The sequence below is a fragment of the Dietzia sp. 2505 genome (assembly GCF_040546785.1).
Taxonomy (GTDB): domain Bacteria; phylum Actinomycetota; class Actinomycetes; order Mycobacteriales; family Mycobacteriaceae; genus Dietzia.
Genome location: NZ_JBEPON010000006.1, coordinates 1 through 22,240, shown reverse-complemented (window position 1 = coordinate 22,240; position 22,240 = coordinate 1). Strand labels below are relative to the sequence as shown.

Here is a 22,240-nt window from a genome sequence, read left to right as displayed (position 1 = left end):
GGTCGCGCGCCGGGGATCAGTATCCGACGGACGCCAGCCCCACCATGGCGATGATGAAGACGAAGTAGAGGACCACGAGTCCGCCGAAGATGGCGAGCGAGATGAGGCCCAGTTTCTTGGCGGAGGCGCTCGCGGCCTCGGCCTCGGCGTGGTGGCCGGCCGCCCACAGCGGGTAGACGTCCGAGGCGCGGGTCATCGCGACGAACGACAGCGGCCAGAAGAACAGGAGAGAGGCCACCGCCCACCCGATGTTCGACGGCGGGCCGGGTCGAGCGGCCCCGGGGGAGCCGGTGAACGCCCCGGTGGCCTGGCCCCCGTAGCCGGGGTTCTGCCCGTACGAGGGTGCGCTCTGGCCGTAGGACGAGTCCTGCCAGTAGCCGGACTCCTGTCCGTGGGACTGGCCCGCCCCGAACGGTGAGTCGGAGGCGGATCCGGGATAGCTCGGGTTCGTCATGCCCGAATCGTATCCCCGGAGTGAGTTCTGCCGAAACACCCTCCCGCTGAACGGATGGCCCCCCATCGGGCCGGTGCCGCGCGCGGCACCGTCAGGTCGGATACCGGCGAAACGCCCGCGCGATCCCAGTCGACTGCACCCCGGACAGAGGCGCGAACGGCGTGGTCTCTATGCGACGCCGGCGGCCCGAGCCCACCACACTCCACGTGGCGATCACCCTGCTCCGGTGCACCACTGTCCGCCGGAACACGCCGTTGTTGCCGGGAACGATCGCTCCGGCGTTGTCCGGGTCCACCGCGTGGGACCGGTCGCCGTAGCCGAGCAGGTATTCGTCGAAGCCCGGGAGCAGGAGCACGGTGTCCGCGGACCGACCGGCAGCAGCCAGCCGATCGGGCGCCTCCGGATCCATCCAGTAGGTGGCGCCGTCGAACGACACGGCCTCGAGCCCCCCGGACACGGCCTCCAGGGCGGGGCGGACATCCCGTAACGGCAGGCCGGTCCAGCGCCGGAAGTCCTCGGCCCGCGCGGGTCCGTGCGACCGCAGGAACCTCTCGAGCCACTCCGCGACGGCCTGCTCGCGCGTGGGTGTACGCGGGACGACCCCGTGCGCCGCCAGCCACCGCCCGTGGTGCGCGAACCCGTGTACGGGGCCCGCGGATCCCGCACCGTCTGGCCCGGTGTCGTCGGACCCCATGCCGTCGACCTGGCTGACGAGCCCGTCGATGGCGAAGAGATACAGCAGGTGATAGCCGCGGCCCGCCGAGACGTCCACCCCCTCCGCGTGCCAGCGCTCCAGCAGTTGTGCACGGGTCCGGACACGCGTTCCGGCGATCTCCTCCAACAGAACTCTGTGAGCGCGGTCGATCCCGGCGTCGTCGACCCCGAGCGCGGCGAGCCGCCCCACCGCGGCGGAACGCGACCGCCCCGCGGCCACCCCGACCATCCACCCGAGGTCCTCACCGGGCACGAGATGGAGGGTGCCGCGCATGGGCCACGAACGGACGACGGACCCGTCGGCGAGGGCGGCGCGCACGTCGGTGATCATCGCGGGCCCGCCGTCCCGACCGAGAGAGCGCAGGGCGACCGATTCGAGGACGCCGGGCAGGTCCTGCCCCTGCATGCACGCCATCCACCGCACCGCCTCGGCGGGCGAGGAGGAGCGTTCCCCCACGAGCCGCTGCGAGGCCAGACGAAGGCGGGCGAGTTCGCGTCGGGTGACCGTAGTGGTCCCGGACGCCTCCCTCACCGGGGTCAGCGAGGGGCGACGAGGAGTTGGTACTCCGGGAAGCGGATGAGGAAGCGGCGGACATAGCTGCACACCGGCCGGATCTTGTTCCCGTCCAGACGCATCCGGGTGAGGACCAGACTGACCAGCAGGCGGGCGATGCCCTGTTGCCCGAAGTGCTCTTCGATGACGGTGTGGAGAAGGATGTAGACCTCGCCGTCCTTCTCGTACCCCACCAGGCCCATGAACGTCTCGCCGTCCCACAGTTCGAACCGGTCTCTATCGGTGTTGTGGACCAACACCAGTGACTCTACTCGGGACATGGGGCTCCTTCGGCAGGGTGTGTTCCACACGTGATGCTACTCGCCGGGGTACGCTCGCCCGGCACAATTTCATACTCGTCCACACGGGAGTCCGCATCGGAGCGCGGGCTGAGAGGACGGCCAGCCGGGCCGTCGACCGTTGAACCTGTCCGGGTCATGCCGGCGTAGGGAGCAGTGAACATCATGGGCAGAAACACGTCCACCACCAGCGCACACACCGCCTCGATCGATGCGGTGACCTGCGGTCCCATCCATTCCAGCAGTAAGTCCTACCTCGAGGTCCCGGCGGAGGGCAGCACGCTGCGCGTGCCCGTCCGTCGGATCTCACTGACCAACGACACGACGTTCGACGTCTACGACACCTCCGGTCCGTACACCGGGTACGCCGACGCCGCGGAGTGCCACGACCTCGCCGCCGGACTGCCGCCCACCCGCGACGGCTGGGCCCACCCGGAGGCCGTGCCCGCCTCCTCGGAGGACCCCACTCCGGTACGGACCCAGCTGGCCTGGGCCCGCGCGGGCCTCATCACCCCGGAGATGCGCTTCATCGCCGCGCGCGAGGGGATCGACGTGGAGGTGGTGCGGACCGAGGTGGCGGCCGGCCGCGCCGTCATCCCGGCCAATCACCGTCACCCGGAGAGCGAACCGATGATCATCGGCAAGCGCTTCCTGACCAAGATCAACGCCAACATCGGCAATTCCGCGGTCACCAGTTCGATCGCGGAGGAGGTCGAGAAGATGGTGTGGGCCTCCCGGTGGGGCGCGGACACCATCATGGACCTGTCCACCGGGCGGGACATCCACGAGACCCGCGAGTGGATCATGCGCAACTCCCCCGTTCCCGTGGGCACCGTGCCGATCTACCAGGCACTGGAGAAGGTGGGCGGCGATCCGACCGCGCTGACCTGGGAGCTCTACCGGGACACCGTCATCGAGCAGTGCGAGCAGGGCGTGGACTACATGACCGTGCACGCGGGCGTGCTCCTGCGGTACGTCCCGCTCGCCGCCAAGCGCGTCACCGGGATCGTCTCGCGCGGAGGCTCGATCATGGCGGCGTGGTGCCTGGCGCACCACCGTGAGTCGTTCCTCTACACCCACTTCACCGAGCTCTGCGAGATCCTCGCGCGCTATGACGTGACGTTCTCCCTCGGGGACGGCCTGAGGCCCGGATCGATCGCGGACGCCAACGACGAGGCGCAGTTCGCCGAGCTGCGCACGCTGGGTGAGCTCACCGGGATCGCCAAGCGCCACGGCGTCCAGGTGATGATCGAGGGTCCCGGACACGTTCCGATGCACATGATCGTGGAGAACGTGCGGCTCGAGGAGGAGTGGTGCGAGGAGGCGCCCTTCTACACGCTGGGGCCGCTGGCCACGGACATCGCACCGGGCTACGACCACATCACCTCCGCCATCGGGGCCGCGCGGATCGCGGAGGCGGGTACGGCGATGCTCTGTTACGTCACCCCCAAGGAACACCTGGGTCTGCCCGATCGCGACGACGTCAAGACCGGCGTGATCACCTACAAGATCGCCGCCCACTCGGCGGACCTGGCCAAGGGGCACCCCGGGGCACAGAGACGGGATGACGCTCTGAGCACCGCGCGGTTCGAGTTCCGGTGGATGGACCAGTTCGCCCTGGCGCTCGACCCGGACACCGCGCTGGCGTACCACGATGCGACGCTGCCCGCCGAGCCGGCCAAGACCGCCCACTTCTGCTCGATGTGCGGTCCCAAATTCTGCTCGATGCGGATCTCCCAGGACATCCGGGACTACGCCGCCGAGCACGGGATGGAGACGGTCGAGGCGATCGAGGCGGGGATGGCGGAGAAGTCGGCCGAATTCGCCGAGCAGGGCTCCCGCGTCTACCTGCCGATCAGCCAGACCTGACCTTCTGTCCCACGGGGCGCCTGACCCCGCGCGTCGGCCCGACTCACGACGCGACACGGCCCGGGTGTACGCACACCCGGGCCGTGTGAATGGTGTAGCTCAGGCGTCGCGGCGCAGGGTGATCACCAGACCCGCGACCCACAGCGCCACACAGACCGCCGCGAACCACGCGAAGGCCGGCCACTCTCCCCATGTGATGAACCCGCGCGCGGTCTCACCCTGGGTCCAGAAGTCGCCGTTGGCGAACGGCATCCAGCCGGCGATGTCCTGCCCCACCCGTGGGATCAGGGAGACCATGCCCTCCAGCGCCAACGTCCACACCAGGAACAGCGAGATGGTGCCGGCCGCGTTACGCATGATGTACGCCAAGCCCATCACGGCGAGCGTGCCCAACGCCGCGTAGACGGGGAACCGCACCAGGTACGTCAGCCCGTCTCCCGAGAACGGGGTCCACGAGTCCAGTCCGGACAGGGCTCCCGCCACCAGCAGCGAGACCACCACCGCGACGGCGGTGACGACCATCGACATCACGGTGAACAGCACCGTCTTGGCCACCACGGCCGGCCACCGGGACGGCACCGCGAGGAAGGTGGCCTTGTTCGTGTGGAACCGGTATTCGCCGGTCACGGCGACGATCGCCGCGATCCACGCGAGGATCACGGTGAAGACGCCGACCCCCAGGATCGCGAACAGCGGATCGCCGCCGCCGCCGGGTTCCCCGACGATCGGGTCCCCCGCCGAGGGCTGCTCGAACTGGCCGATGATCACGGCCAGGCCGAGGGCGAGGGCGATCCCCAGGCCGTACAGCCAGTAGGCGCTCTTGGTGGTGGTGACCTTGATCCACTCGGACTTCAGCAGGTTCATCGGGTGGTCTCCTGACCGTGGTACTCGACGTCCTGGTCGGTGAGCGCCATGAAGGCCTCCTCGAGCGACGCCCGCTTCTCGTGCAGTTCGTGGACGGTGATCCCCAGACTCGCGGCGAGGTCACCGACCCGGGGTGCGGGCAGTCCCTCGACGAGGAACACGCCGGCCTCGGGATCGAAGGTGGCGGTGATCCCCTCCTCCCGGGCGGCGGCGGTGAACTCGTCGACGTGCGGTGTCCGGAGGAGGACGGAGGACGTGGCCGCGGAGAGGAACTCCTCGACGGACGTCTGTGCGCGGAGGACGCCCCGACCGATGACGACGAGGTCCTGGGCGGTCTGTGCCATCTCCGACAGCAGGTGGCTCGACACGAGCACCGTCCGCCCCTCGGCGGCGCGGGCGTGCATGAAGCGGCGGATCCAGAGGATGCCCTCGGGGTCGAGACCGTTGACCGGCTCATCGAAGAGCAGCACCTCGGGGTCGCCGAGCATGGCGGTGGCCAGCCCGAGCCGCTGGCGCATGCCCAGCGAGTACCCGCCCACCTTGCGGCCGGCCACGTCGCTCAGTCCGACCAGCGACAGCACCTCGTCGACGCGGGTGGCGGGCAGACCACCCGCGGCGGCGATCATCTTCAGGTGTGCGCCCGCTGACCGGTTGGCGTGGGTCCAGGACGCGTCGAGCAGGCACCCGACGGTGTGGGTGGGCCGCTCGAGTTCCCGGTAGCGCCGGCCGTTGATCAGCGCCTCACCCGAGGTGGGGGTGTCCAGGCCGACGATCATCCGCATGGTGGTGGACTTCCCGGCCCCGTTCGGGCCGAGAAAGCCGGTGACGACGCCCGGCCGCACCACGAAGCTCAGGTCCTCGACCGCCGTAGCGGCGCCGAAGCGTTTGGTGAGATTGCGTACCTCGATCATGGTCTCCAGTGTGCCTGCCGGGGCGCGGGAAGCGGGCTCCTCCCACTCAGCTCCCGTACAGGTGTGTCAGGGCTTACCCTCGTCCCATGGAAGACGCCCGCCCTGATCCCGGTCCCGAACTCCCGTCGATCCGCGCCTCGGACCACGAGCGTGAGGCGACGGCGAGGTTCCTCCAGCAGTCCTTCTCGGAAGGGCGCCTGACCCTCGCCGAGTTCGACGAGCGGACCACCAAGGCCTACGGGGCGCTCTTCCAGTCCGACCTGGCCGAGCTCACCCGCGACCTGTCCCCCGCCCGTCGCGAGGGCGGGGTCGCGCCGGCAGCGCACCACGAGGAGGCACCCGCACGCAGGGTCTCCGGCGGGAGTGGTCCGTCCACGTCCCTGGCGTTCATGGGCGGGTGCGAGCGCAAGGGCACGTGGACGGTTCCGGCCGAACACACGGCGTTCGCCATGATGGGTGGGGTCGAACTCGATCTGCGCCAGGCCACTCTGCAGGCACACGAGACCACGATCCGCGCCTTCGCGATCATGGGCGGGGTCGAGATCTACGTGCCGGACGACATCCACGTCGTGGTCGAGGGCCTCGGTCTGATGGGCGGATTCAGCGAGGAGGCGGGCAGGTGGAAGCCCGATCCCCGACCGGTCCGCCAGGCTCCCCCGGGCGCGCCGGTCGTGCGGATCACCGGGCTCGCTCTGATGGGGGGCGTCGAGGTGCGCCGGGTTCCCCGCACGCGGTAGCCGACGCGGGCCCCGTAGGCCGTGCAGGCCGTAGCAGAGGCCTCAGTCCACCGGCGGGCTGGACGCCCGGGCCCAGAACCGCTTGGGGATCCGTCCGGCGGCGCGGGCGGCGTGACCGGCGCGGACGGCCTCCCGCATGGCGGCCGCCATGAGCGGCGGGTTCTCGGCGCGGGTCACCGCGGTGGCCAGGAGGACCCCGTCGCAGCCCAGCTCCATCGCCAGGGCGGCGTCCGAGGCGGTGCCGATCCCCGCGTCGCAGATCACCGGGACCCCGGCGCGCTCGACGATCATCTCCAGGTTGTGCGGGTTGCAGATGCCCAACCCGGTGCCGATGGGGGCACCGAGTGGCATGACGGCCGCGCAGCCCACGTCCTCGAGGCGGCGGGCCAGCACCGGGTCGTCGGTGGTGTAGGGCAGGACGACGAACCCGTCGTCGACCAGGTCCTCCGCGGCGTCGACGAGCTCGAGGGCGTCGGGGAGCAGCGTGCGCTCGTCGGCGATCACCTCGAGCTTGACCCAGTTCGTGCCGAGCGCCTCCCGCGCGAGCCGCGCGGTCTTGACCGCCTCGGCGGCCCCCCGGCAGCCGGCGGTGTTGGGCAGCGGCCGGATGCCCAGTTCGCGCAGCAGCCCGAGCAACCCGAGCCCGTCGGACCCCAGGCGCAGATCGACCTTGCGGATGGACACGGTGGTCAGGGCGGTCCCGGACGCGATCAGGGCCTCCCGCAGGACGTCCTGGTTGCCGGCCCCGCCGGTGCCCATGATGAGCCGGGACCCCAGCTCCTCACCGGCGATGACCAGCGAGGAGTCCAGCACCGCGGCGGGTGTGGCCGCCGCCGACTCCTCGGCACCGTCTCCCGCGTGGGACGCGCCGCCGGACTCAGCCACCCTGGACCGCCGTGAGGACGTCCACCTCCGCGCCCGCGCCCAGTGCGGCCTGATCCCAGCCCGAGCTGGGCACCACCACGCCGTCGACCGCCACGGCCACGCCCTCGTCGGGGAGGTCGAGTTCGGTGACGAGCACGCGGACGGTCGCGCCGTCGGCGAGTGTGCGGTCCTCGCCGTTCACGGTGACGATCATGGGGCCTCCTGCTTCACGGTCGTGGCGCACCGGGGTGGTGACGTGTGCCCCCAGCGTAGTGGTCGGTGCCCGGGACCTCATCCGCGACGGACGCGGTCGGGCGAGGCCGCCAGCGCCGCCTGCGGGCCCGGTCGGCCCTGCAGGTGCGCCACGACCGCCACGGCGGTCACCGGGGTGAGCGCGATGCCGTTCCGGCCATGCCCGGTGGCGTGGACGAGGCGCGGGTCCGTGGGATCGGGGCCGAGGAACGGGAGATTGTCCGGCGACATCGGTCGCAACCCCGCGATGGTCTCCGCCAACTCGTACTCGCCGATCCCGGGGAAGACCGTCTCGGCGTCGGCGAGCAGGTCTCGCACCCCGGCCACCGTGACCTGCCGGTCGTCGCCGTGTTCGTACTGCGTGGCGCCCACGACCAGACCGCCCTCGCGGGGGACGAGGTACAGCGGCCGGCCACGCACGAACGCGCGGACCACCCCGCGCGGGGGGTCCTCGCAACCGGGCCTGGCGCGCAACCGGAGGACCTCGCCCTTGACCGGTCGGACGGGTAGCCCCGCCAGCGCGGCGGACCCGGTGCCCGCGGCCAGGACGACGTGGTCCGCGTCGACGCGGTCGAGCGCGGTCACCGCGCTGCGCACCCAGGTCACCCCCTCGGCGAGGCAGGCGCGGGTCAGGGCGGCCAGCAGGACGCGGTTGTCGACGGCCCCCTCGGAGTCCATGCGGTACGCGGCGCGGGCGATCCGGGCCAGGGACGGCTCGGCGTCGCGGAGTTCTCGGCGGGTCACGCGGCGCAGGTCTGCCGCGGTGATGCCGGGCGCGGAGCCCGATCCGGGGCGATCTGCAACCGCCGTGGGGTCGGGCTGACGGGCGGCCCAGTCCATGGCCATGTCGAGGTCGCGGGCGTCGGCCTCGTCGACGGCCAGCATGTGCGTGTGCTCCGCGGTCCGGACGGGAGGGCCGGGCGGGACGTGCGGCCCGAGCGCGCGGAGCATCTCCGGCCAACGACGCAGCGAGTCCACGCCGAGCGCGAACACCGCCTCCTCCCCCGGCCAGGCCTCGCTGAACGGGGCGAACATGCCGCCCGCCACCCACGCGGCGGCGGAGGCGGGCACGCCGCCGGGCCCGGAGTCGTCGGGCTCGTGGACCACGACCTCGTCGGCGACCCCGGCGCGTGCGACCGCCCATGCGCAGGCGAGTCCGATCACCGATCCGCCGACGACGGACACGCGACGGGCTGCGCTGCGGGCGCCGCTGCTCGGGTCGGCGGGTCCGGGGTCGACGGTCACGACGGCCAGCCTATCGGGGCCATCGCCTACGGTTACGCACATGACCGCTCGCGCCGACCGCCTCCGCTCCCGCCTCGCCGCCGCCCGCCTCTACCTCTGCATCGACGCGCGCCGTCACCTCGACGAGCAGGCGCGGGCCGAAGGGTGGTCCGGTGACTTCCCCGCGCTGCGCCGGGACGTCGAGGCGGCACTGGTGGGCGGGGTGGACATCGTCCAACTCCGCGACAAGAACTCGCCCGGCGAGCGCGACCTCGGACCGCTGGAGGCCGCCCATGAACTGCGTGCGCTGGCGGTGATGCGGGAGGTGTGCGACCAGCACGGCGCGCTGGTGGCCGTCAACGACCGGGCCGACGTGGCCGCCGCCTCCGGGGCCGACGTGGTGCACCTGGGTCAGGACGACCTGCCGCTGGACTGGGCGCGTCGCATCGTGGGTGACGACGTGGTGGTCGGTCGCTCCTGCCACGCCGCCGGGGAGGTCGACACCGCGGCCACCGATCCGCGGGTGGACTACTTCTGCACCGGCCCGGTGTGGCCCACGCCCACCAAGCCCGGCCGTCACGCTCCGGGCCTGGACCTGGTGGGGCACGCCGCGGAGCGGGCGAACCACCCCGGGTCCAAGCCCTGGTTCGCCATCGGCGGGATCGACCGGCAGAATTTGCCCGAGGTGCTGGCCGCGGGCGCCCGGCGGGTGGTGGTGGTCCGCGCGATCACCGACGCGGACGACCCCGCGGCCGCCGCGCGCGACCTGCGCTCGGCGCTGGACTGAACCGCCCACACGAGCACCGGCGGGACGCCGGCTGGCGAGGGACGCGGGCCCGCGAGCGTCCTGGCCGGCGAGCAACGCGGTACCGCGGGGCCCCGGTCAGTCGGTGAGCTCCTTGGTCAGCGTTCTGCGCAACACCTGACGGGGCTTGGCGTCGAGGTCGTCCCCACCTCGTCGTCGTCGCCCTCTCCGGCCCCAGGAGTCCGGCGCCAGGCCCGGCACCAACGTCAGCACCCTCCCCAGGCCTCCGGCCGGCCACTCGACGTGGGCGTGCTCGACCTTGACGGTGGCGCGGCGGCCGCGCATCACCAGGGTCATGACCCCGTTGTGGAACCAGATCCCGTCGGTGACATCCCACCTCACCCGTGGCTCCCGCACGCCCACGGCCTCGGCGAGTCGGCGGGTCAGCGCGGGCGCGGGAGACCGCACCGAGATCCGGTTGACCATCCGGATCGACTTCTGTAGAGGATTGCGGAACGGGGACATGACCAGCTGGTGCACCCGCGTCGGCGACCCTGCCACCCGCGTTTCGGTGAGCTCGACCTCCTCGAGGTAGGAGCAGTGGACGTCGCCGCCCAGCATGAGGATCGAGGCGGGGGCGGGCCCGTGGTCGCCGGCCGCCACCTCGGTGAGCAGCCCGATGAGGTCGTCGAAACTGTTGCGGAACGCCGCCCAGTGCTCGAGGTCCACCGTCAGCCGCACCCATTCGCCGATCCGGGCGCTCAGCGGCTTGTCCGGCCGGTCGCGGCTCACCGCCTCGTTCCACCCCTCGAGATGATGCAGCGCCGGCAGCATGAACGCGGGCAGGGACGACGCGATCACCAGGTGGTCGACCTCGGCCCCGAGGCAGGCCTCCCGCGCCCACTCCCACTCCTGCGGGTCCATCACGCGGCGGTCGGTGGGGTCCAGCCGGCGGGAGGCCCGGACGTCGAGCATCACCACCCGCACCCGCCCGAAGTCGCGACTGAAGCTCCACCGGGCGGTACCACGGTCGGCGTCGGCGGACAGGGCGAACTCGTCGAGGATCCGCTCACGTTCGTCATCGGACCGGGCCCCCCGGACCGCCCGGTAGACCTCGTCCTGCTCCAGCTCCCGCGGCGCGAGATTGCCCAGGTGCTGGTAGACGAAGTAGCTGGCGAACGCCCCCCGCACGCGGTCGCGCCACCACGGCTGGGCCGTCATCTCGCGGCGCCAGGCGTGGGAGGAGTTCCAGTCGTCGCGCAGGTCGTGGTCGTCGAGGATCATGCAGCTGGGCACGGTGGACAGCAGCCAGCGCACATCCGGGTCGCGCCACGACTCGTGGTACAGCCAGGAGTACTCCTCGAAGTCGCAGATCTCCCCGGACACGTCCCGGTCCCCACCGTCACCGGCGGAGTCCCGCACCGACCGCGGCCCCTCCCCGGCCCGGCGGCGCGCGGCCAGCCGCTCGGTGATCTCACGGCTGGGGATGTCGGCGTACACCTGGTCGCCGAGCAGCAACATGGCGTCGGGCCAGTCGTCGTGCGCCGTGTGGGCCATCTGGTGGGCGAGCGCCACCAGGGCGTCGGCACCGATCCGCCGCAGCGCCACCGGGGTCTGGCTCTCCCCGCGGCGACAGGACCCGAAGGACAGGCGGACCGTGTCGTCGGCGCGCGGGGTGCGGATGACGCTGGGGCGATCCGGCTCCAGTGGCCAGGCGGTCACGCCGTCGAGTGCCACCTTGTAGGGCGTCTCCACGCCCGGCTCGAGATCCTGTAGGTGCAGCACCGCGAAGTGGTGCCCGTGGACACCCCACGACTGTTCGGAGGCCTCGCCGTCGCCGGCGCGGATCGTCACCGTGCACGGCGCGGACACCTCGACCCACACCGTCGCGTCCGTGCTGTCGACGTACCGGAGCATGGGGCCGACCAGGATCTCGGGCGGCGTGGGGGGCTGACTCATTGCACCAGTGTGCACGCGGGCCGGGGGGTGCCGGGTGCGATGGGTGCGCCGGGGGCCGTCAGGGGTCGCCGGAGCTAGCCGAGAAGGGCGCGGGGCCCGACGGCGACGACGTCCTCCGGCAGTCTGTCCCGCAGTCCCCGGTCGGCCGTCACCACGACCACCCGGCGGGACCCGCCCGCCGCCCCGGGGCCGGTGCCACCCGGGGCGGGGTCGGCGGCGCGGCCTTCAGCCAGGTCGGCGGCGAGCTCGACGATCGCGTCGTCGCCCGACCCGGGTGCCCGGTGGACGACGAACGAGCCGGAGTGCTCGGCCCGGCGGGCCGCCCCCTCGATCACGGCGTGGGCGCGGGCCACCCAGCCGAACCCGTCGGGCAGTTCGATCGTCCGCGGCATGGCCGAGCCCAGCTCGTCGAGCAACGTCGTGGTGGCGCCGGCCCGGTCCCTCCACCACCCGTCCGGTCGGGAACCCAGCACGTTGGCCACGTCCACCACGAGTTCCACCGGCCGGGCGCGTAGGCCGTCAGCCCAGGCGCGGGCGAACGCGGGCATCAGCGGCAGCTCGTCGACCAGGGTCTCGGGCACCCAGCGCAGTTCCAGGCTCTCGTTGTTCGGCACGGTCTCCAGCGGCCGCGGGGCGTCGGCCACCACGGTCGTGTAGGTCCACTCCACCGCGTCGGTCGACTCCTGCACCAGCGGGGGGATCGTCCGGCCGCGGTCCCCCGGATCCTCCGAGTGCTTCTGGTCGGGCCGCAGGCGGCGCATCATCTCGGCCACGTGCCGCATGTCCAGGCCGGGTCGGTGCCACACCGTGCCGGGCATCCGCGAGGTCACCCGGACGGCGCGGACCACCACGTCGGCGGGCCGGATCTCGGCCTCCTCCTGGGTCTCCCGGAGGGCCGCCTGGGGCGCATCCTCGTAGGAGTCGCGCGCGCCCCCGGGCAGCGCCCAGGTGTCGCCGGACGCCGTCCACACCGCGCGGTGCTGCAGCAGGACGAGCGGGGTGTCGGGGTCGGTGGGGTCGGCCGCGCGCAGGAGGAGGCCCGCGGCACCGAAGCGGCCCCACCGTCGGTCACCGCCGGCCGACACCACCCAGCCGTTCCCGTCGCCCTCACTCGTGGCCACTGGTCCTCCACTCCACCGAACGCCCCACCGGATCGGATCCGCCCCGGATAGGGCGGAACTGCGTACTCCTCGACCAGTCTGCCCGACGTCGCCCCGCCACTTCACTAACCTGGAACACACGCCCACCGGATCCTCGACCCCGGCGGGGAGAGAACCGGGAGGTGAGAGACCAGATGGGCCTCCCGACCCTCACCAAGAACAGCGACGCCGGCCCCCGGCCCGGGTCCGGTACGGGCGCGCGCTCCGGGTCGCCCACGGGTCCGCGTGCAGGTTCCGGTGCCGGGCCCGGTGCGGGAACGTCAGCGGGGTCCGGTTCCGACACGATCGCCGCGAGCCCCCGCCGACCGGTCCGTCGCCGGGCCGCACGGTTCTGGAACGACGTCCTCACCACACCGGGGCGGATGTCCGTGTTCGCGGTGGCGGCGATCGTCACCATCCTGCTCGGCGGGACCGTGGCGTCGCAGACCATCACCCAACGCCAGAGTCATCACGAGACCCTGCTGGCCGAGGTCGAACCCGTCGCCAACGCCTCCCAGACGCTGTACAGCTCCCTGACCATCGCCGACTCGGCGGCCAACACCGCCTTCATCACCGGCGGGATAGAACCCGCCGAGCTCAGGGACCGCTACCTCCAGGCCATCGCCACCTCGTCGGCGTCGATCATCGCCGCCTCCCTGGGCCTCGACCGCTCGGACGAGGAGTCCATCGACCAGCTGGCGCACATCAACGCCCAGTTGACCACCTACACCGGCCTCGTGGAGACGGCGCGGACCAACAACCGGGTCGCCAACCCGGTCGGCTCGGCGTACCTCGCGTCGGCGTCGACGCTCATGCAGGACACGATCCTGCCCGCGGCCGCCGACCTGTACGACCGCCAGTCCACCTCGGTGGGCGAATCCGACCGCGAATGGTCCTCGCCGCCGTGGGGTTCCTTCATCCTGCTGGGGATGGCGATCGCGGTCCTGGTCCTGCTGCAGCAGTGGTTGTGGAAGATCACCGGACGGCGGGTCAACCCCGCGTTGGCGCTGGCCTCGCTGCTCATGGTGGCGACCTTCCTGCTCACCATGATCGCCGGCTTCCTGGCCGCCAACAACAACGCGCGCGGCCTGTCCGAGGGCGCGGCACCTATGAACGAGCTCACCCGGCAACGGATCGACGCCCAGAAGGTGCGCGCGCAGGAGACGCTCAACCTGGTGCGCCGGACCGACCCCGAGGGGTCGGCGGCCGAGCGGGCCGCGATCCTCAGCGGCGTCCGTGACTCGTTGACCGTCTACCTCGACCCGGACGAGCAGTCGCGCAGCCGCATCAGCCTGGACGGCGACGGGGCCGTCACCAGCGCGATCGAGGCCCTGGACGACTGGATGGCCGCCCAGAACCGCGCCGATTCGCTCTATCAACAGGGCGACTACCAGGGGGCCATCACCATCTCCTCGGGCCAGGAGGAGGGTGATTCCGGTGCCGCGTTCGACGAGTTCGACGAGTCCATGCAGGACGCCATCGAGGAGGCCCGCGACACGCTGCGCACGCGCATCGACAACGCCCGGCGCACCTCCGCCACCGGGCCGGACCTGATCATGGCGCTGTCCGCCCTGGCCGCGTTCGCCGTGGTCGTGGGGATCGCGCCCCGGATCAGGGAGTACCTGTGAGCCCGCGGGTGAGGTGGCATGCCGGGCGGCGGGCCGCCCGCGTGGTGACCGGGGGTGTCCTGGTCACCGCCCTGGCGCTGGCCGGCGCGTGTGGGGTCGACGACGACGAGGCGCGCGGCGGCGACGGCGGGCCGGACCGGGAGATGATCTCCGAGGCCACCGAGTCGGATCACGTGGGGATCCCGGAGGTGTCCGCGGTGATGCCGCTGCCGGCCGGCGCGGTCATCAGCACCGAGGGCCCGACAGGGCTACCCCAGGTGAGCGATGACGAGGCCTGCGACCCGCTGCCGAGCCTGCGGCCGGACGACGCCCCGCCCGAGGAGCGCGTCCCCCGCATCAGAGATCGAGGACGGCTGATCGTGGGGCTGGACCAGGGCTCCAACCTGTTCTCCTTCCGTGACCCCGGCACTGGGCAGCTCACCGGCTTCGACGTGGACCTGGCCCGCGAGATCGCCCGCGACATCTTCGGCGATCCCGGCCAGGTCGAGTTCCGCTCACTGACCTCGGTCAACCGGATCGAGGCGTTGGAGAACAACCAGGTCGACGTGGTGATCCGGTCGATGTCCATCACGTGCGCGCGCCGCGAGCTGATCACCTTCTCGGTGCCCTACTACCAGGCCTACCAGCGCGTGCTGGCGGTGCGGGGCTCCGGGATCACCGAGATCGAACATCTCGAGGGCCGACGGGTGTGCGTGGCCGCCGGCACCACCTCGGCGTCCCGACTGTGGGCGGAGCTCGAGCGGCTCACGGTGCTGTCGGTCAACACGTGGGCCGACTGCCTGGTGGCCATCCAACAGAACCAGGTGGACGCCATCACCACGGACGACGCGATCCTGGTGGGCATCACCGCCCAGGACCCGTACCTGGAGATCGTCGGACCACAGCTCAACGCGGAGCCGTACGGGGTGGGCATCGCCAAGTCGACTCCAGGTAACAACACCGACGGACTGGTCCGGCAGGTCAACTCGACCCTCGAGCGGATCCGGGCCGACGGCACCTGGAACCGCATGTACTCCACGTGGCTCTCCGGGCTCGGGCCGAGCCCCGGGATGCCCGCACCGGCCTATGTGCCGGAGGAGCCGAGATGAGCTACCGGAAATGGGACGACGGGCCCGCGGTCGACGAGCCGACCGCCGGGACACAGGCCACGTTCCGCCCCGAGCCCGGGTCGGTCACCGGCGCACTCGAGGTGACGGGCGCGGCGGGGGACGCCGGCGCGACGGGGGACATCGAGCCGACGGAGGCCACGTCGGCCGTCGCCGCCACGGGGGCGATGCCCGCCACCGGGGTGATGCAGGCCACCGGGGCCATCTCGGCGACCGGAGCCGTCTCCATGACGGGATACCTCGAGGACACCTCGGGGTCCGGCAGCACCCCGGACGCATCCGGCAGGTCCGGCACCCGCGAGGACGAGGCGGGTGCCGTCACCGGGCCCGTGTCGACCGCGGACGCCACCGACGACCCGGAGTCGCGTACCCGATCGGTCCCCGCCGAGCGCCCCTCCGCCCGGACCGGCGAGGTCACCACCGGCGACCGATCCGGCTCCGCACCGTTCCGGATGCGGCAACCCAGCAAACCCGAGGACCGGCCGAGTCCGGCGTCGGAGGGGCTGGTGGACCTGCCGTACATCATCCCGGTGGACCCCAACTCGGCCATGCTCTCGCCCGAGGAGATCGAGGCCGAGTGCGAGGCCTCCGGTGGCCGTCTCCCGCGGCCCGAGCTCCGACCCGGCGACGTGGTGGCCGACCAGTACGAAGTCCGCGGCGCGCTGGCCCACGGCGGGATGGGCTGGATCTACCTCGCGGTGGACCACAACGTCTCCGACCGGTGGGTGGTGCTCAAGGGCCTGCTCCACGCCGACCAGGCGGAGGCGCAGGAGGTGGCGGTGGCCGAGCGGGAGATCCTGGCCGAGCTCTCCCACCCGTCGATCGTCCGGATCTACAACTTCATCCACGACGACTGGGCCACCTCGCCCACCCACGGCGGATACATCGTCATGGAGTACGTCGGCGGCCCCAGCCTGCGGGACGTGCGGCGGTCGGCGCCCGGCCGGGTCCTGCCCGTGGAGAAGGCGATCGCGTACGTCCTCGAGGCCCTCACAGCGCTGTCCTACCTGCACTCCGTGGGACTGGTCTACAACGACCTCAAGCCCGAGAACATCATGCTCACCGAGGACCACGTCAAGCTCATCGACATGGGCGCCGTCTCGGGCGTGGGCGACTACGGGCACATCTACGGCACACCGGGTTTCCAGGCACCGGAGATCCCCGTGACCGGCCCCACCATCGCCTCCGACCTGTACACGGTGGGGCGCACCCTGGCCTCGCTGATCGTCCGGCTCCCGGTGGTCGACGGCCGATACGCCGACGGCATCCCCTCCCCCGTCGAGGAACCGGTGTTCAGCCGGTACGACTCGCTCTACCGGTTCCTGCTGCGCGCCACCAACGAGGACCCGAACATGCGCTTCCGTAGCGCCAACGGGATGGCCGGGCAGCTCATGGGCGTGCTGCGGGAGGTGCTGGCGCTCCGTACCGGAATCCCCCACCCCGCGTTCTCCTCGGTGTTCTCGCCGCAGCGGTCGACGTTCGGCACGCTGTTCACGGTGGAGCCGACCGACTTCCTCGTCGACGGCCACGCCCGCGACACGACCCTGACCGGCGCCGAACTCGTCGACGCCCTGCCCGTGCCGCTGATGGAATCCTCCGATCCCGCCGGACGCATCCTCGCCGCCACCTCGTACACCTCCGTCGAGCAACGGATCGACACGCTCCGTGAGCTGTACTCCGACTCCGAGTCCGAGGCCCACGAGAGCGTGGGCGTGATCATGTCGCTCACCCGCGCCTACCTCGAGAGCGGCGACCTCGCCGCGGCCGAGGCGCTGCTGGAGGAGAACGCCCACCGGCTGCGCTCGGAGTGGCGCCTGGTCTGGTACGTCGGGGTGATCGCGCTGCTCAAGGGCGACCCCGTGGGCGCGTATCCCAAGTTCCAGCAGGTGTTGTCGGCGATGCCGGGCGAGAACGGCCCCAAGTTGGCGCTGGCCGCGACGGCCGAACTCATCCTCGACGTGTGCCCGGAGGGGGACAGGACCCGCTGGGCGCGCTCGAGCGAGCACTTCTACCGCACCGTGTGGTCGGTGGACCGGGCGGCGGTCAGCTCCGCGTTCGGCCTGGCGCGTCAGCTGCAGAGGCGTGGGGAGGTGTCGGCCGCGATCGAGGAACTGGACCGGGTGCCGCCCAATTCGCGCTATTCGGCGCTGGCCAACCTCACTGCGATCCTGCTGCTGTGCCAGGGGCGGCCCCTACAGGAGACCGAGGAATCCCACCTGCGGGAGGCCGCGCGCCGGGTCACCAACCTGTCCGCCGGCGAGCACCGGGCGTTCCAGATCCGGCTGACCGTGCTCACCACCGCGCTCGCCTGGATCCAGCTCCCGGGCAACGAGCCCTCGCCCTCCCCGTTGATGCGCGGGGTGCCGTTCACCGAGTTCGGACTCAGGACGGGTGCCGAGACCGTGTTGCGGACACTCGCGCGGTCCACCGAGACCCGCCAGCAGCGCTTCCGCCTGGTGGACCAGGCCAACAGCATCCGGCCGCGAACGATGTTCTGACCCGTCCCGGCCCGAATGCTCAGTCCTCGGGGTCGCCGCGGCGGCGGTGAGCGCCCACAACAGCAGGTCGGTCGCGCCCACACCCGTCTCTGCCATGGCCGCGTATCTCGGGCGGGTTCGGGTTCACGCGGAGATAGTGGGTGCTTCGGCATCGACCGGTTTCAGCAGGCCCGGGCTGAAGTCCAGGGGGTGGCCTGAAGCGTAAGCACGTTCTTCGGGGAGGCCGCCCGGTCACTCCCCCAGGCCCAGGACCCTGTCGCACGCCCGGGCGATCGCCAATTCCTCGTCGGTCGGCACCACCAGAACCGTGACCCGGCTGCCGGCGCGCGAGATGATTCTTTCCCCGGCCCCGTTCTCGTTGGCCTCAGGGTCGATGTCCACCCCCCAGCCGCCGAGAGTGGACAGCGCGTCCGCGCGCAGGCGGGCGACGTTCTCGCCCACTCCGGCGGTGAACGTGATGGCCCCGACCTCCCCGAGAACCGCCCAGTAGCCGCCGATGTAGCGACGCAGGCGATGGATCACCACCTCGTAGGCGAGCACGGCGTCGTCGTCGCCGGCATCGACCCGCGCGAGCAGTTCCCGGAAATCCCGGGCTCCCGCCAACCCCTCCAGCCCCGAGCTGCGGTTGAGCAGGGTGGAGACGTCCTCGGGCGACATGCCCCGGTCGCGGATGAGGTGGATGATCAGCCCGGGGTCGAGGTCGCCGGGACGCGTACCCATGACCAGACCCTCGAGCGGGGTCAGACCCATGGACGTGTCGACCGCCCGCCCGCCGGTGATCGCCGAGGCCGACGCCCCGTTGCCGAGATGCAGCACGATCTGGTCGAGCTCGTCGTACGGCCGACCCAGGATCTCGGCGGTGCGGCGCGAGACGAACTCGTGGCTGGTGCCGTGGAAGCCGTATCGGCGCAGGTCCCATCTGCTCGCCACCGCGCGGTCGATCGCGTAGGTGTGAGCCGCGGCGGGCAGGGTGTGGAAGAACCCGGTGTCGAACACCGCCACGTGCGGCAGGCCGGGCAACAGCTCGCGGGCCACTCGGATCCCGCGCAGGTTGGCAGGATTGTGCAGCGGCGCCAGCAGCTCGAGCTTCTCGATGCCTGCCTCCACCTCGGGCGTGATCTCCACCGGATCGTGGAAGTCCGGCCCGCCGTGGACCACCCGGTGACCGATCGCCTCGACCCCCAGGTCGGTCGGGTGGGCGCCGAGCTCGCCCGCCAACTCCAGGACCCGGCTGAGCGCCGCGGTGTGGTCGGGGACCGTCGCCTCCACGGTGCGCTCCCCACCCGGCGAACCGGCCAGGTCACCGCGCCGCACGGTCAGGGTGCCGACGGGCTCGCCGATGCGCTCGACCAGCGCCCATGCCAGCTCGGTCTCGAGCGCGGTGTCGAGGATCTGCAGCTTGAGCGAGGACGAGCCTGAGTTGATGACGAGGACGCGGGTCACGAGTCGCCCTCCCCGACCTCGGCGGTCCCTTGCGACCCAGCGTCGGAGCCCTGCGCCTGAACGGCCGAGCCCTGCGCCTGAACGGCGGTGATGGCGACCGTGTTGACGATGTCCTCCACCAGCGCGCCGCGGGAGAGGTCGTTGATGGGCTTGCCGAGCCCCTGAAGGACCGGCCCGATCGCGACGGCACGCGCGGTGCGCTGCACGGCCTTATAGGTGTTGTTGCCGGTGTTGAGGTCGGGGAACACCAGCACGGTGGCCCGGCCGGCGAGCGGCGAGTCCGGCATCTTCTTGCGGGCCACCGTGGGGTCGACGGCGGCGTCGAACTGGAGCGGTCCGTCCACGACGAGGTCCGCCATCGGGTCACCCTCGGCAGCCGCGGCGATCCGCGCGCACACGATCTCGGTGGCCTCACGCACCTTGTCCACGTCCGCTCCGCTGCCCGAGTCCCCCGTGGAGTAGGAGAGCATCGCGACTCGCGGGTCCACGCCGAACCGGGACGCGGTCTCGGCGGAGGACAACGCGATGTCGGCGAGCTGCTCGGCGGTCGGGGCGGGAACGACCGCGCAGTCGCCGAACGCCAGGACGTGGTCTGAGAGGCACATGAGGAACACGCTGGACACGGTCTTCACGCCCGGCCTCGTCCGGATGATCTCCAGCGCGGGCCGGATGGTGTGCGCTGTGGTGTGCGCGGCGCCGGAGACCATGCCGTCGGCGAGGCCGGTGTGCACCATCATCGTGGCGAAATAAGAGATGTCGAGCATCCGGTCGCGGGCCACGTCCAGCGTCATGCCCTTGTGCTCGCGCAGCTCCGCGTACTGCCTGGCGAACGGCTCGGCGTGCTCGCTGGTGCGAGGGTCGAGGACCTGCGCCCCGGACAGGTCGATTCCCAGTTCATCCGCGCGTCGTTGCACGGCCTCGGGGTCGCCGAGGATCGTCAGGTCGGCGACATCCCGGCGCAGCAGCCGGCCGGCGGCGTGGAGGATACGGTCGTCGTCACCCTCCGGCAGCACGATGTGCCGCTTGTCCGCGCGGGCGCGCTCGAGGAGCTGGTGCTCGAACATCTGAGGCGTCATGACGTCGGGGGTGTCCACACGCAGGCGGGCGAGCAGTTCCTCGGTGTCGACGTACTTCTCCATCAGGCTCAGCGCCGTCTCCACCTTGCGCCCGGAGCCGGAGTACACGCGCCCCCGTGTCTCGGCCGCCAGGCGGGCGGTGTCGTAGGTGCCGTGGTCGGTGCACACGATCGGCAACGTCGAGCGCATGCCGCGGACCAGTCGATCCATCGCCGCGTTCGGCATCAGGCTCCCGTTCCAGATCATCCCCGCCAACGAGGGGAAGCCCTCCGCACCGTGCGCGGTGAGGACCGCGAGAACGGCGTCGGTCCGGTCAGCGGGGACGATGACGACCATGCCGTCCACCAGCCGCTCCAGGATCCGCTCACCGGTCATCCCGCCCACCATCAGGCCCATGACCTCTCGGTCCAGCAGGGCCGGGTCGCCGGAGTAGAGGGTGCCGTCCACGGCATCCACCAGCTCGCCCATCGTGGGCGCAGTGAGGAGGGCCTGGCTCGGCAGTGTCCAGGCGGGCAGGTCCAGGGGCGCGAGCTCGGCCTGGATGGCCTCCAGCGCGCGGGAATCGCACCGGTTGACCACGATCCCCACGGTGAATTCCAGTGGTCGGTGCAACACGGATCGTGGAGGTCGTGTTGTGACGTTGTCGGTGTTGGTGCATGCCAGGTGCGTGAGGTTGCTGCTGGAGGGCAAGAACAAGGTTCAGGTCGCCCGTGAGTTGGGGGTGTCGCGGACTTGGGTGAAGGGGTGGACCCGCTCGCGCGGTTTGATGTGCTCGATGGGCCCGGATGCGGGGTTGACCAGCGAGTCTCGTGAGCGTGCGCGGGTCTTGCTGGAGAGACTGTGCGGCGTGGACCCCCGCCTGGAAAGCGCAGATCAGCGCAGCTATGTCGACGCTCGTGGCCAGCTCAACTCGCACGGGCGGGGGGTGCTGTTCCACTTGCTGCTCAAGGGCAAGAAGGATGCGCAGATCGCGCGAGTTCTGGGCACCCACCGCGGCACTATCGGTCGGGAGATCGCTCGCAACGGGGGCCGGGACTCCTATCTGCCGCAGCAGGCCCAGCAGCGTGCCGCACGGATGGCTGCTCGCCCCAAGGTGTCCAAGCTCGCGGAGGGCACGCCGCTTCGCTGTCAGGTGGCCGGGCGGCTTAATCGTCGGGATTCCCCGGAACAGATCAGTGCCCGGATGAGGCTGCTGTTCCCGGATGATGAAGGCATGAACGTCAGTCACGAAACGATCTACCAGGCCCTGTATGTGCAGGGTAAAGGGGCACTGCGGCACGAGCTGACTGTGGAGAAGGCGCTTCGTTCGGGCCGGACCAGCCGGCGGCCGACCTCCAAGCTGCCCAGGCGCGGAAACAAGAGCTGGATCGGCGCCGACGCGACGATCTCCGACCGGCCGGCCGAGGTGGCCGACCGGGCGGTGCCCGGTCACTGGGAAGGCGACCTGGTACTGGGCAAGGCCAACCGGACCGCCCTGATCACCCTTGTGGAGCGCACCAGCCGGTTCGTGCTGATCCGGCGACTGCCCGAGCGCCACGACGGCACCACCGTGGCCGACGCCCTGGTGGAGATGATCAAGGACCTGCCCGAGCAGTTGCGCCGCACGATGACCTGGGACCGCGGCAGCGAGATGAGCGAGCACGCCACCTTCACCCTGGCCACCGACACCAAGGTCTACTTCTGCGACCCGTACTCACCCTGGCAGCGCGGTTCGAACGAGAACACCAACGGGCTCATCCGGGATTTCTTCCCCAAAGGCACCGACTTCTCCGAGGTCACCGACGAGGAGATCCGCTACGCCCAGGACAACCTCAACGCCCGGATCCGAAAGACCCTGGGATGGAAGACCCCGACCGATATCCTCAACACCTCAATAGGCGTTGCACTGACCACCTGAACTCAAGC

19 protein-coding genes are annotated in these 22,240 nt (G+C 71.3%); 7 read left to right on the top strand and 12 right to left on the bottom strand.

Features of this window, described 5'->3' with window-relative positions; all coding sequences use genetic code 11:
- Positions 1-16 precede the first annotated feature (16 nt).
- From ABIE38_RS12115 to ABIE38_RS12105, 3 genes are all read right to left on the bottom strand, one after another.
- The gene (locus ABIE38_RS12115) at positions 17-454 is read right to left on the bottom strand and encodes a CD225/dispanin family protein (RefSeq protein WP_354056586.1); all 438 of its coding nucleotides are present in this window, start codon (positions 452-454) and stop codon (positions 17-19) included.
- Between the two features lie 91 nt (positions 455-545).
- Positions 546-1,700 carry a winged helix DNA-binding domain-containing protein gene (locus tag ABIE38_RS12110; RefSeq protein WP_354056584.1) on the bottom strand — a complete coding sequence of 385 codons (1,155 nt, stop codon included), beginning with the start codon at positions 1,698-1,700 and terminating at the stop codon, positions 546-548.
- A gap of 5 nt (positions 1,701-1,705) precedes the next feature.
- Positions 1,706-2,002, bottom strand: a complete 297-nt coding sequence (locus ABIE38_RS12105; RefSeq protein WP_179523462.1) for a GNAT family N-acetyltransferase — start codon at positions 2,000-2,002, stop codon at positions 1,706-1,708.
- Between the two features lie 183 nt (positions 2,003-2,185).
- Here ABIE38_RS12105 and thiC point away from each other — a divergent pair, with 183 nt between their 5' ends.
- The gene (thiC, locus tag ABIE38_RS12100; RefSeq protein WP_354056582.1) at positions 2,186-3,889 is read left to right on the top strand and encodes a phosphomethylpyrimidine synthase ThiC; all 1,704 of its coding nucleotides are present in this window, start codon (positions 2,186-2,188) and stop codon (positions 3,887-3,889) included.
- Between the two features lie 99 nt (positions 3,890-3,988).
- On the opposite strand, the gene ABIE38_RS12095 is transcribed toward thiC, so the two are convergent.
- Together ABIE38_RS12095 and ABIE38_RS12090 are read right to left on the bottom strand one after the other, a co-directional pair.
- Positions 3,989-4,753 (bottom strand): ABC transporter permease, encoded by a 765-nt coding sequence (locus tag ABIE38_RS12095; RefSeq protein WP_354056580.1) that lies wholly within the window; start codon positions 4,751-4,753, stop codon positions 3,989-3,991.
- Entirely contained in the window at positions 4,750-5,664 is a 915-nt protein-coding gene (locus ABIE38_RS12090; protein ID WP_182609662.1) for an ATP-binding cassette domain-containing protein, read from the bottom strand. Before ABIE38_RS12090 ends, ABIE38_RS12095 begins: the two co-directional genes overlap by 4 nt.
- Before the next feature lie 86 nt (positions 5,665-5,750).
- Here ABIE38_RS12090 and ABIE38_RS12085 point away from each other — a divergent pair, with 86 nt between their 5' ends.
- Entirely contained in the window at positions 5,751-6,401 is a 651-nt protein-coding gene (locus ABIE38_RS12085) for a DUF1707 SHOCT-like domain-containing protein (protein WP_354056578.1), read from the top strand.
- Between the two features lie 42 nt (positions 6,402-6,443).
- Here ABIE38_RS12085 and ABIE38_RS12080 read toward each other — a convergent pair whose 3' ends face one another.
- The 3 genes from ABIE38_RS12080 to ABIE38_RS12070 all read right to left on the bottom strand — a co-directional run bounded on the left by ABIE38_RS12080 (position 6,444) and on the right by ABIE38_RS12070 (position 8,762).
- Positions 6,444-7,214, bottom strand: a complete 771-nt coding sequence (locus ABIE38_RS12080; protein ID WP_354057031.1) for a thiazole synthase — start codon at positions 7,212-7,214, stop codon at positions 6,444-6,446.
- Between the two features lie 64 nt (positions 7,215-7,278).
- Positions 7,279-7,479 (bottom strand): sulfur carrier protein ThiS, encoded by a 201-nt coding sequence (thiS, locus tag ABIE38_RS12075; protein ID WP_017837853.1) that lies wholly within the window; start codon positions 7,477-7,479, stop codon positions 7,279-7,281.
- Between the two features lie 77 nt (positions 7,480-7,556).
- Positions 7,557-8,762, bottom strand: a complete 1,206-nt coding sequence (locus ABIE38_RS12070) for an FAD-dependent oxidoreductase (protein WP_354056576.1) — start codon at positions 8,760-8,762, stop codon at positions 7,557-7,559.
- A 40-nt stretch (positions 8,763-8,802) separates the two neighbouring features.
- Here ABIE38_RS12070 and thiE point away from each other — a divergent pair, with 40 nt between their 5' ends.
- Positions 8,803-9,528 carry a thiamine phosphate synthase gene (thiE, locus tag ABIE38_RS12065; protein WP_354056574.1) on the top strand — a complete coding sequence of 242 codons (726 nt, stop codon included), beginning with the start codon at positions 8,803-8,805 and terminating at the stop codon, positions 9,526-9,528.
- A gap of 96 nt (positions 9,529-9,624) precedes the next feature.
- Here the strand turns inward: thiE and ABIE38_RS12060 are convergent, their stop codons facing one another.
- Both ABIE38_RS12060 and ABIE38_RS12055 read right to left on the bottom strand, forming a co-directional pair.
- Positions 9,625-11,445, bottom strand: a complete 1,821-nt coding sequence (locus ABIE38_RS12060) for an alkaline phosphatase D family protein (RefSeq protein WP_354056572.1) — start codon at positions 11,443-11,445, stop codon at positions 9,625-9,627.
- 74 nt (positions 11,446-11,519) lie between these two features.
- Positions 11,520-12,566: an NUDIX domain-containing protein gene (locus ABIE38_RS12055; RefSeq protein ID WP_354056570.1), complete on the bottom strand. Its 1,047-nt coding sequence runs from the start codon at positions 12,564-12,566 to the stop codon at positions 11,520-11,522.
- A gap of 173 nt (positions 12,567-12,739) precedes the next feature.
- Here ABIE38_RS12055 and ABIE38_RS12050 point away from each other — a divergent pair, with 173 nt between their 5' ends.
- From ABIE38_RS12050 to ABIE38_RS12040, 3 genes are read left to right on the top strand one after another with little or no spacing between them, the layout of a single operon-like run.
- Positions 12,740-14,212 (top strand): GlnX family signal transduction membrane protein, encoded by a 1,473-nt coding sequence (locus ABIE38_RS12050; protein WP_354056568.1) that lies wholly within the window; start codon positions 12,740-12,742, stop codon positions 14,210-14,212.
- Complete coding sequence (locus tag ABIE38_RS12045) at positions 14,209-15,300, top strand: glutamate ABC transporter substrate-binding protein (protein ID WP_502914779.1); 1,092 nt, start codon at positions 14,209-14,211, stop codon at positions 15,298-15,300. The genes ABIE38_RS12050 and ABIE38_RS12045 overlap by 4 nt, the downstream gene beginning before the upstream one ends.
- Complete coding sequence (locus ABIE38_RS12040) at positions 15,297-17,816, top strand: serine/threonine protein kinase (RefSeq protein WP_354056566.1); 2,520 nt, start codon at positions 15,297-15,299, stop codon at positions 17,814-17,816. Before ABIE38_RS12045 ends, ABIE38_RS12040 begins: the two co-directional genes overlap by 4 nt.
- A gap of 231 nt (positions 17,817-18,047) precedes the next feature.
- On the opposite strand, the gene ABIE38_RS12035 is transcribed toward ABIE38_RS12040, so the two are convergent.
- Positions 18,048-19,259: an acetate/propionate family kinase gene (locus ABIE38_RS12035; RefSeq protein WP_354056564.1), complete on the bottom strand. Its 1,212-nt coding sequence runs from the start codon at positions 19,257-19,259 to the stop codon at positions 18,048-18,050.
- Positions 19,256-20,950 (bottom strand): phosphate acetyltransferase, encoded by a 1,695-nt coding sequence (pta, locus tag ABIE38_RS12030; protein WP_354056562.1) that lies wholly within the window; start codon positions 20,948-20,950, stop codon positions 19,256-19,258. Before pta ends, ABIE38_RS12035 begins: the two co-directional genes overlap by 4 nt.
- A 58-nt stretch (positions 20,951-21,008) precedes the next feature.
- On the opposite strand from pta, the gene ABIE38_RS12025 reads away from it, so the two are divergent.
- Entirely contained in the window at positions 21,009-22,232 is a 1,224-nt protein-coding gene (locus ABIE38_RS12025) for an IS30 family transposase (protein ID WP_354056560.1), read from the top strand.
- Positions 22,233-22,240: the final 8 nt, after the last annotated feature.

Excerpts from the sequence above, each read along its gene's own strand:
- ABIE38_RS12050 (WP_354056568.1), top strand. The coding sequence starts at position 12,740 with ATGGGCCTCCCGACCCTCACCAAGAACAGCGACGCCGGCCCCCGGCCC.
- thiE (WP_354056574.1), top strand. The coding sequence starts at position 8,803 with ATGACCGCTCGCGCCGACCGCCTCCGCTCCCGCCTCGCCGCCGCCCGC.
- ABIE38_RS12090 (WP_182609662.1), bottom strand. The coding sequence starts at position 5,664 with ATGATCGAGGTACGCAATCTCACCAAACGCTTCGGCGCCGCTACGGCG.
- thiC (WP_354056582.1), top strand. The coding sequence starts at position 2,186 with ATGGGCAGAAACACGTCCACCACCAGCGCACACACCGCCTCGATCGAT.
- ABIE38_RS12085 (WP_354056578.1), top strand. The coding sequence starts at position 5,751 with ATGGAAGACGCCCGCCCTGATCCCGGTCCCGAACTCCCGTCGATCCGC.
- ABIE38_RS12040 (WP_354056566.1), top strand. The coding sequence starts at position 15,297 with ATGAGCTACCGGAAATGGGACGACGGGCCCGCGGTCGACGAGCCGACC.
- ABIE38_RS12105 (WP_179523462.1), bottom strand. The coding sequence starts at position 2,002 with ATGTCCCGAGTAGAGTCACTGGTGTTGGTCCACAACACCGATAGAGAC.
- ABIE38_RS12060 (WP_354056572.1), bottom strand. The coding sequence starts at position 11,445 with ATGAGTCAGCCCCCCACGCCGCCCGAGATCCTGGTCGGCCCCATGCTC.
- ABIE38_RS12095 (WP_354056580.1), bottom strand. The coding sequence starts at position 4,753 with ATGAACCTGCTGAAGTCCGAGTGGATCAAGGTCACCACCACCAAGAGC.
- thiS (WP_017837853.1), bottom strand. The coding sequence starts at position 7,479 with ATGATCGTCACCGTGAACGGCGAGGACCGCACACTCGCCGACGGCGCG.
- ABIE38_RS12115 (WP_354056586.1), bottom strand. The coding sequence starts at position 454 with ATGACGAACCCGAGCTATCCCGGATCCGCCTCCGACTCACCGTTCGGG.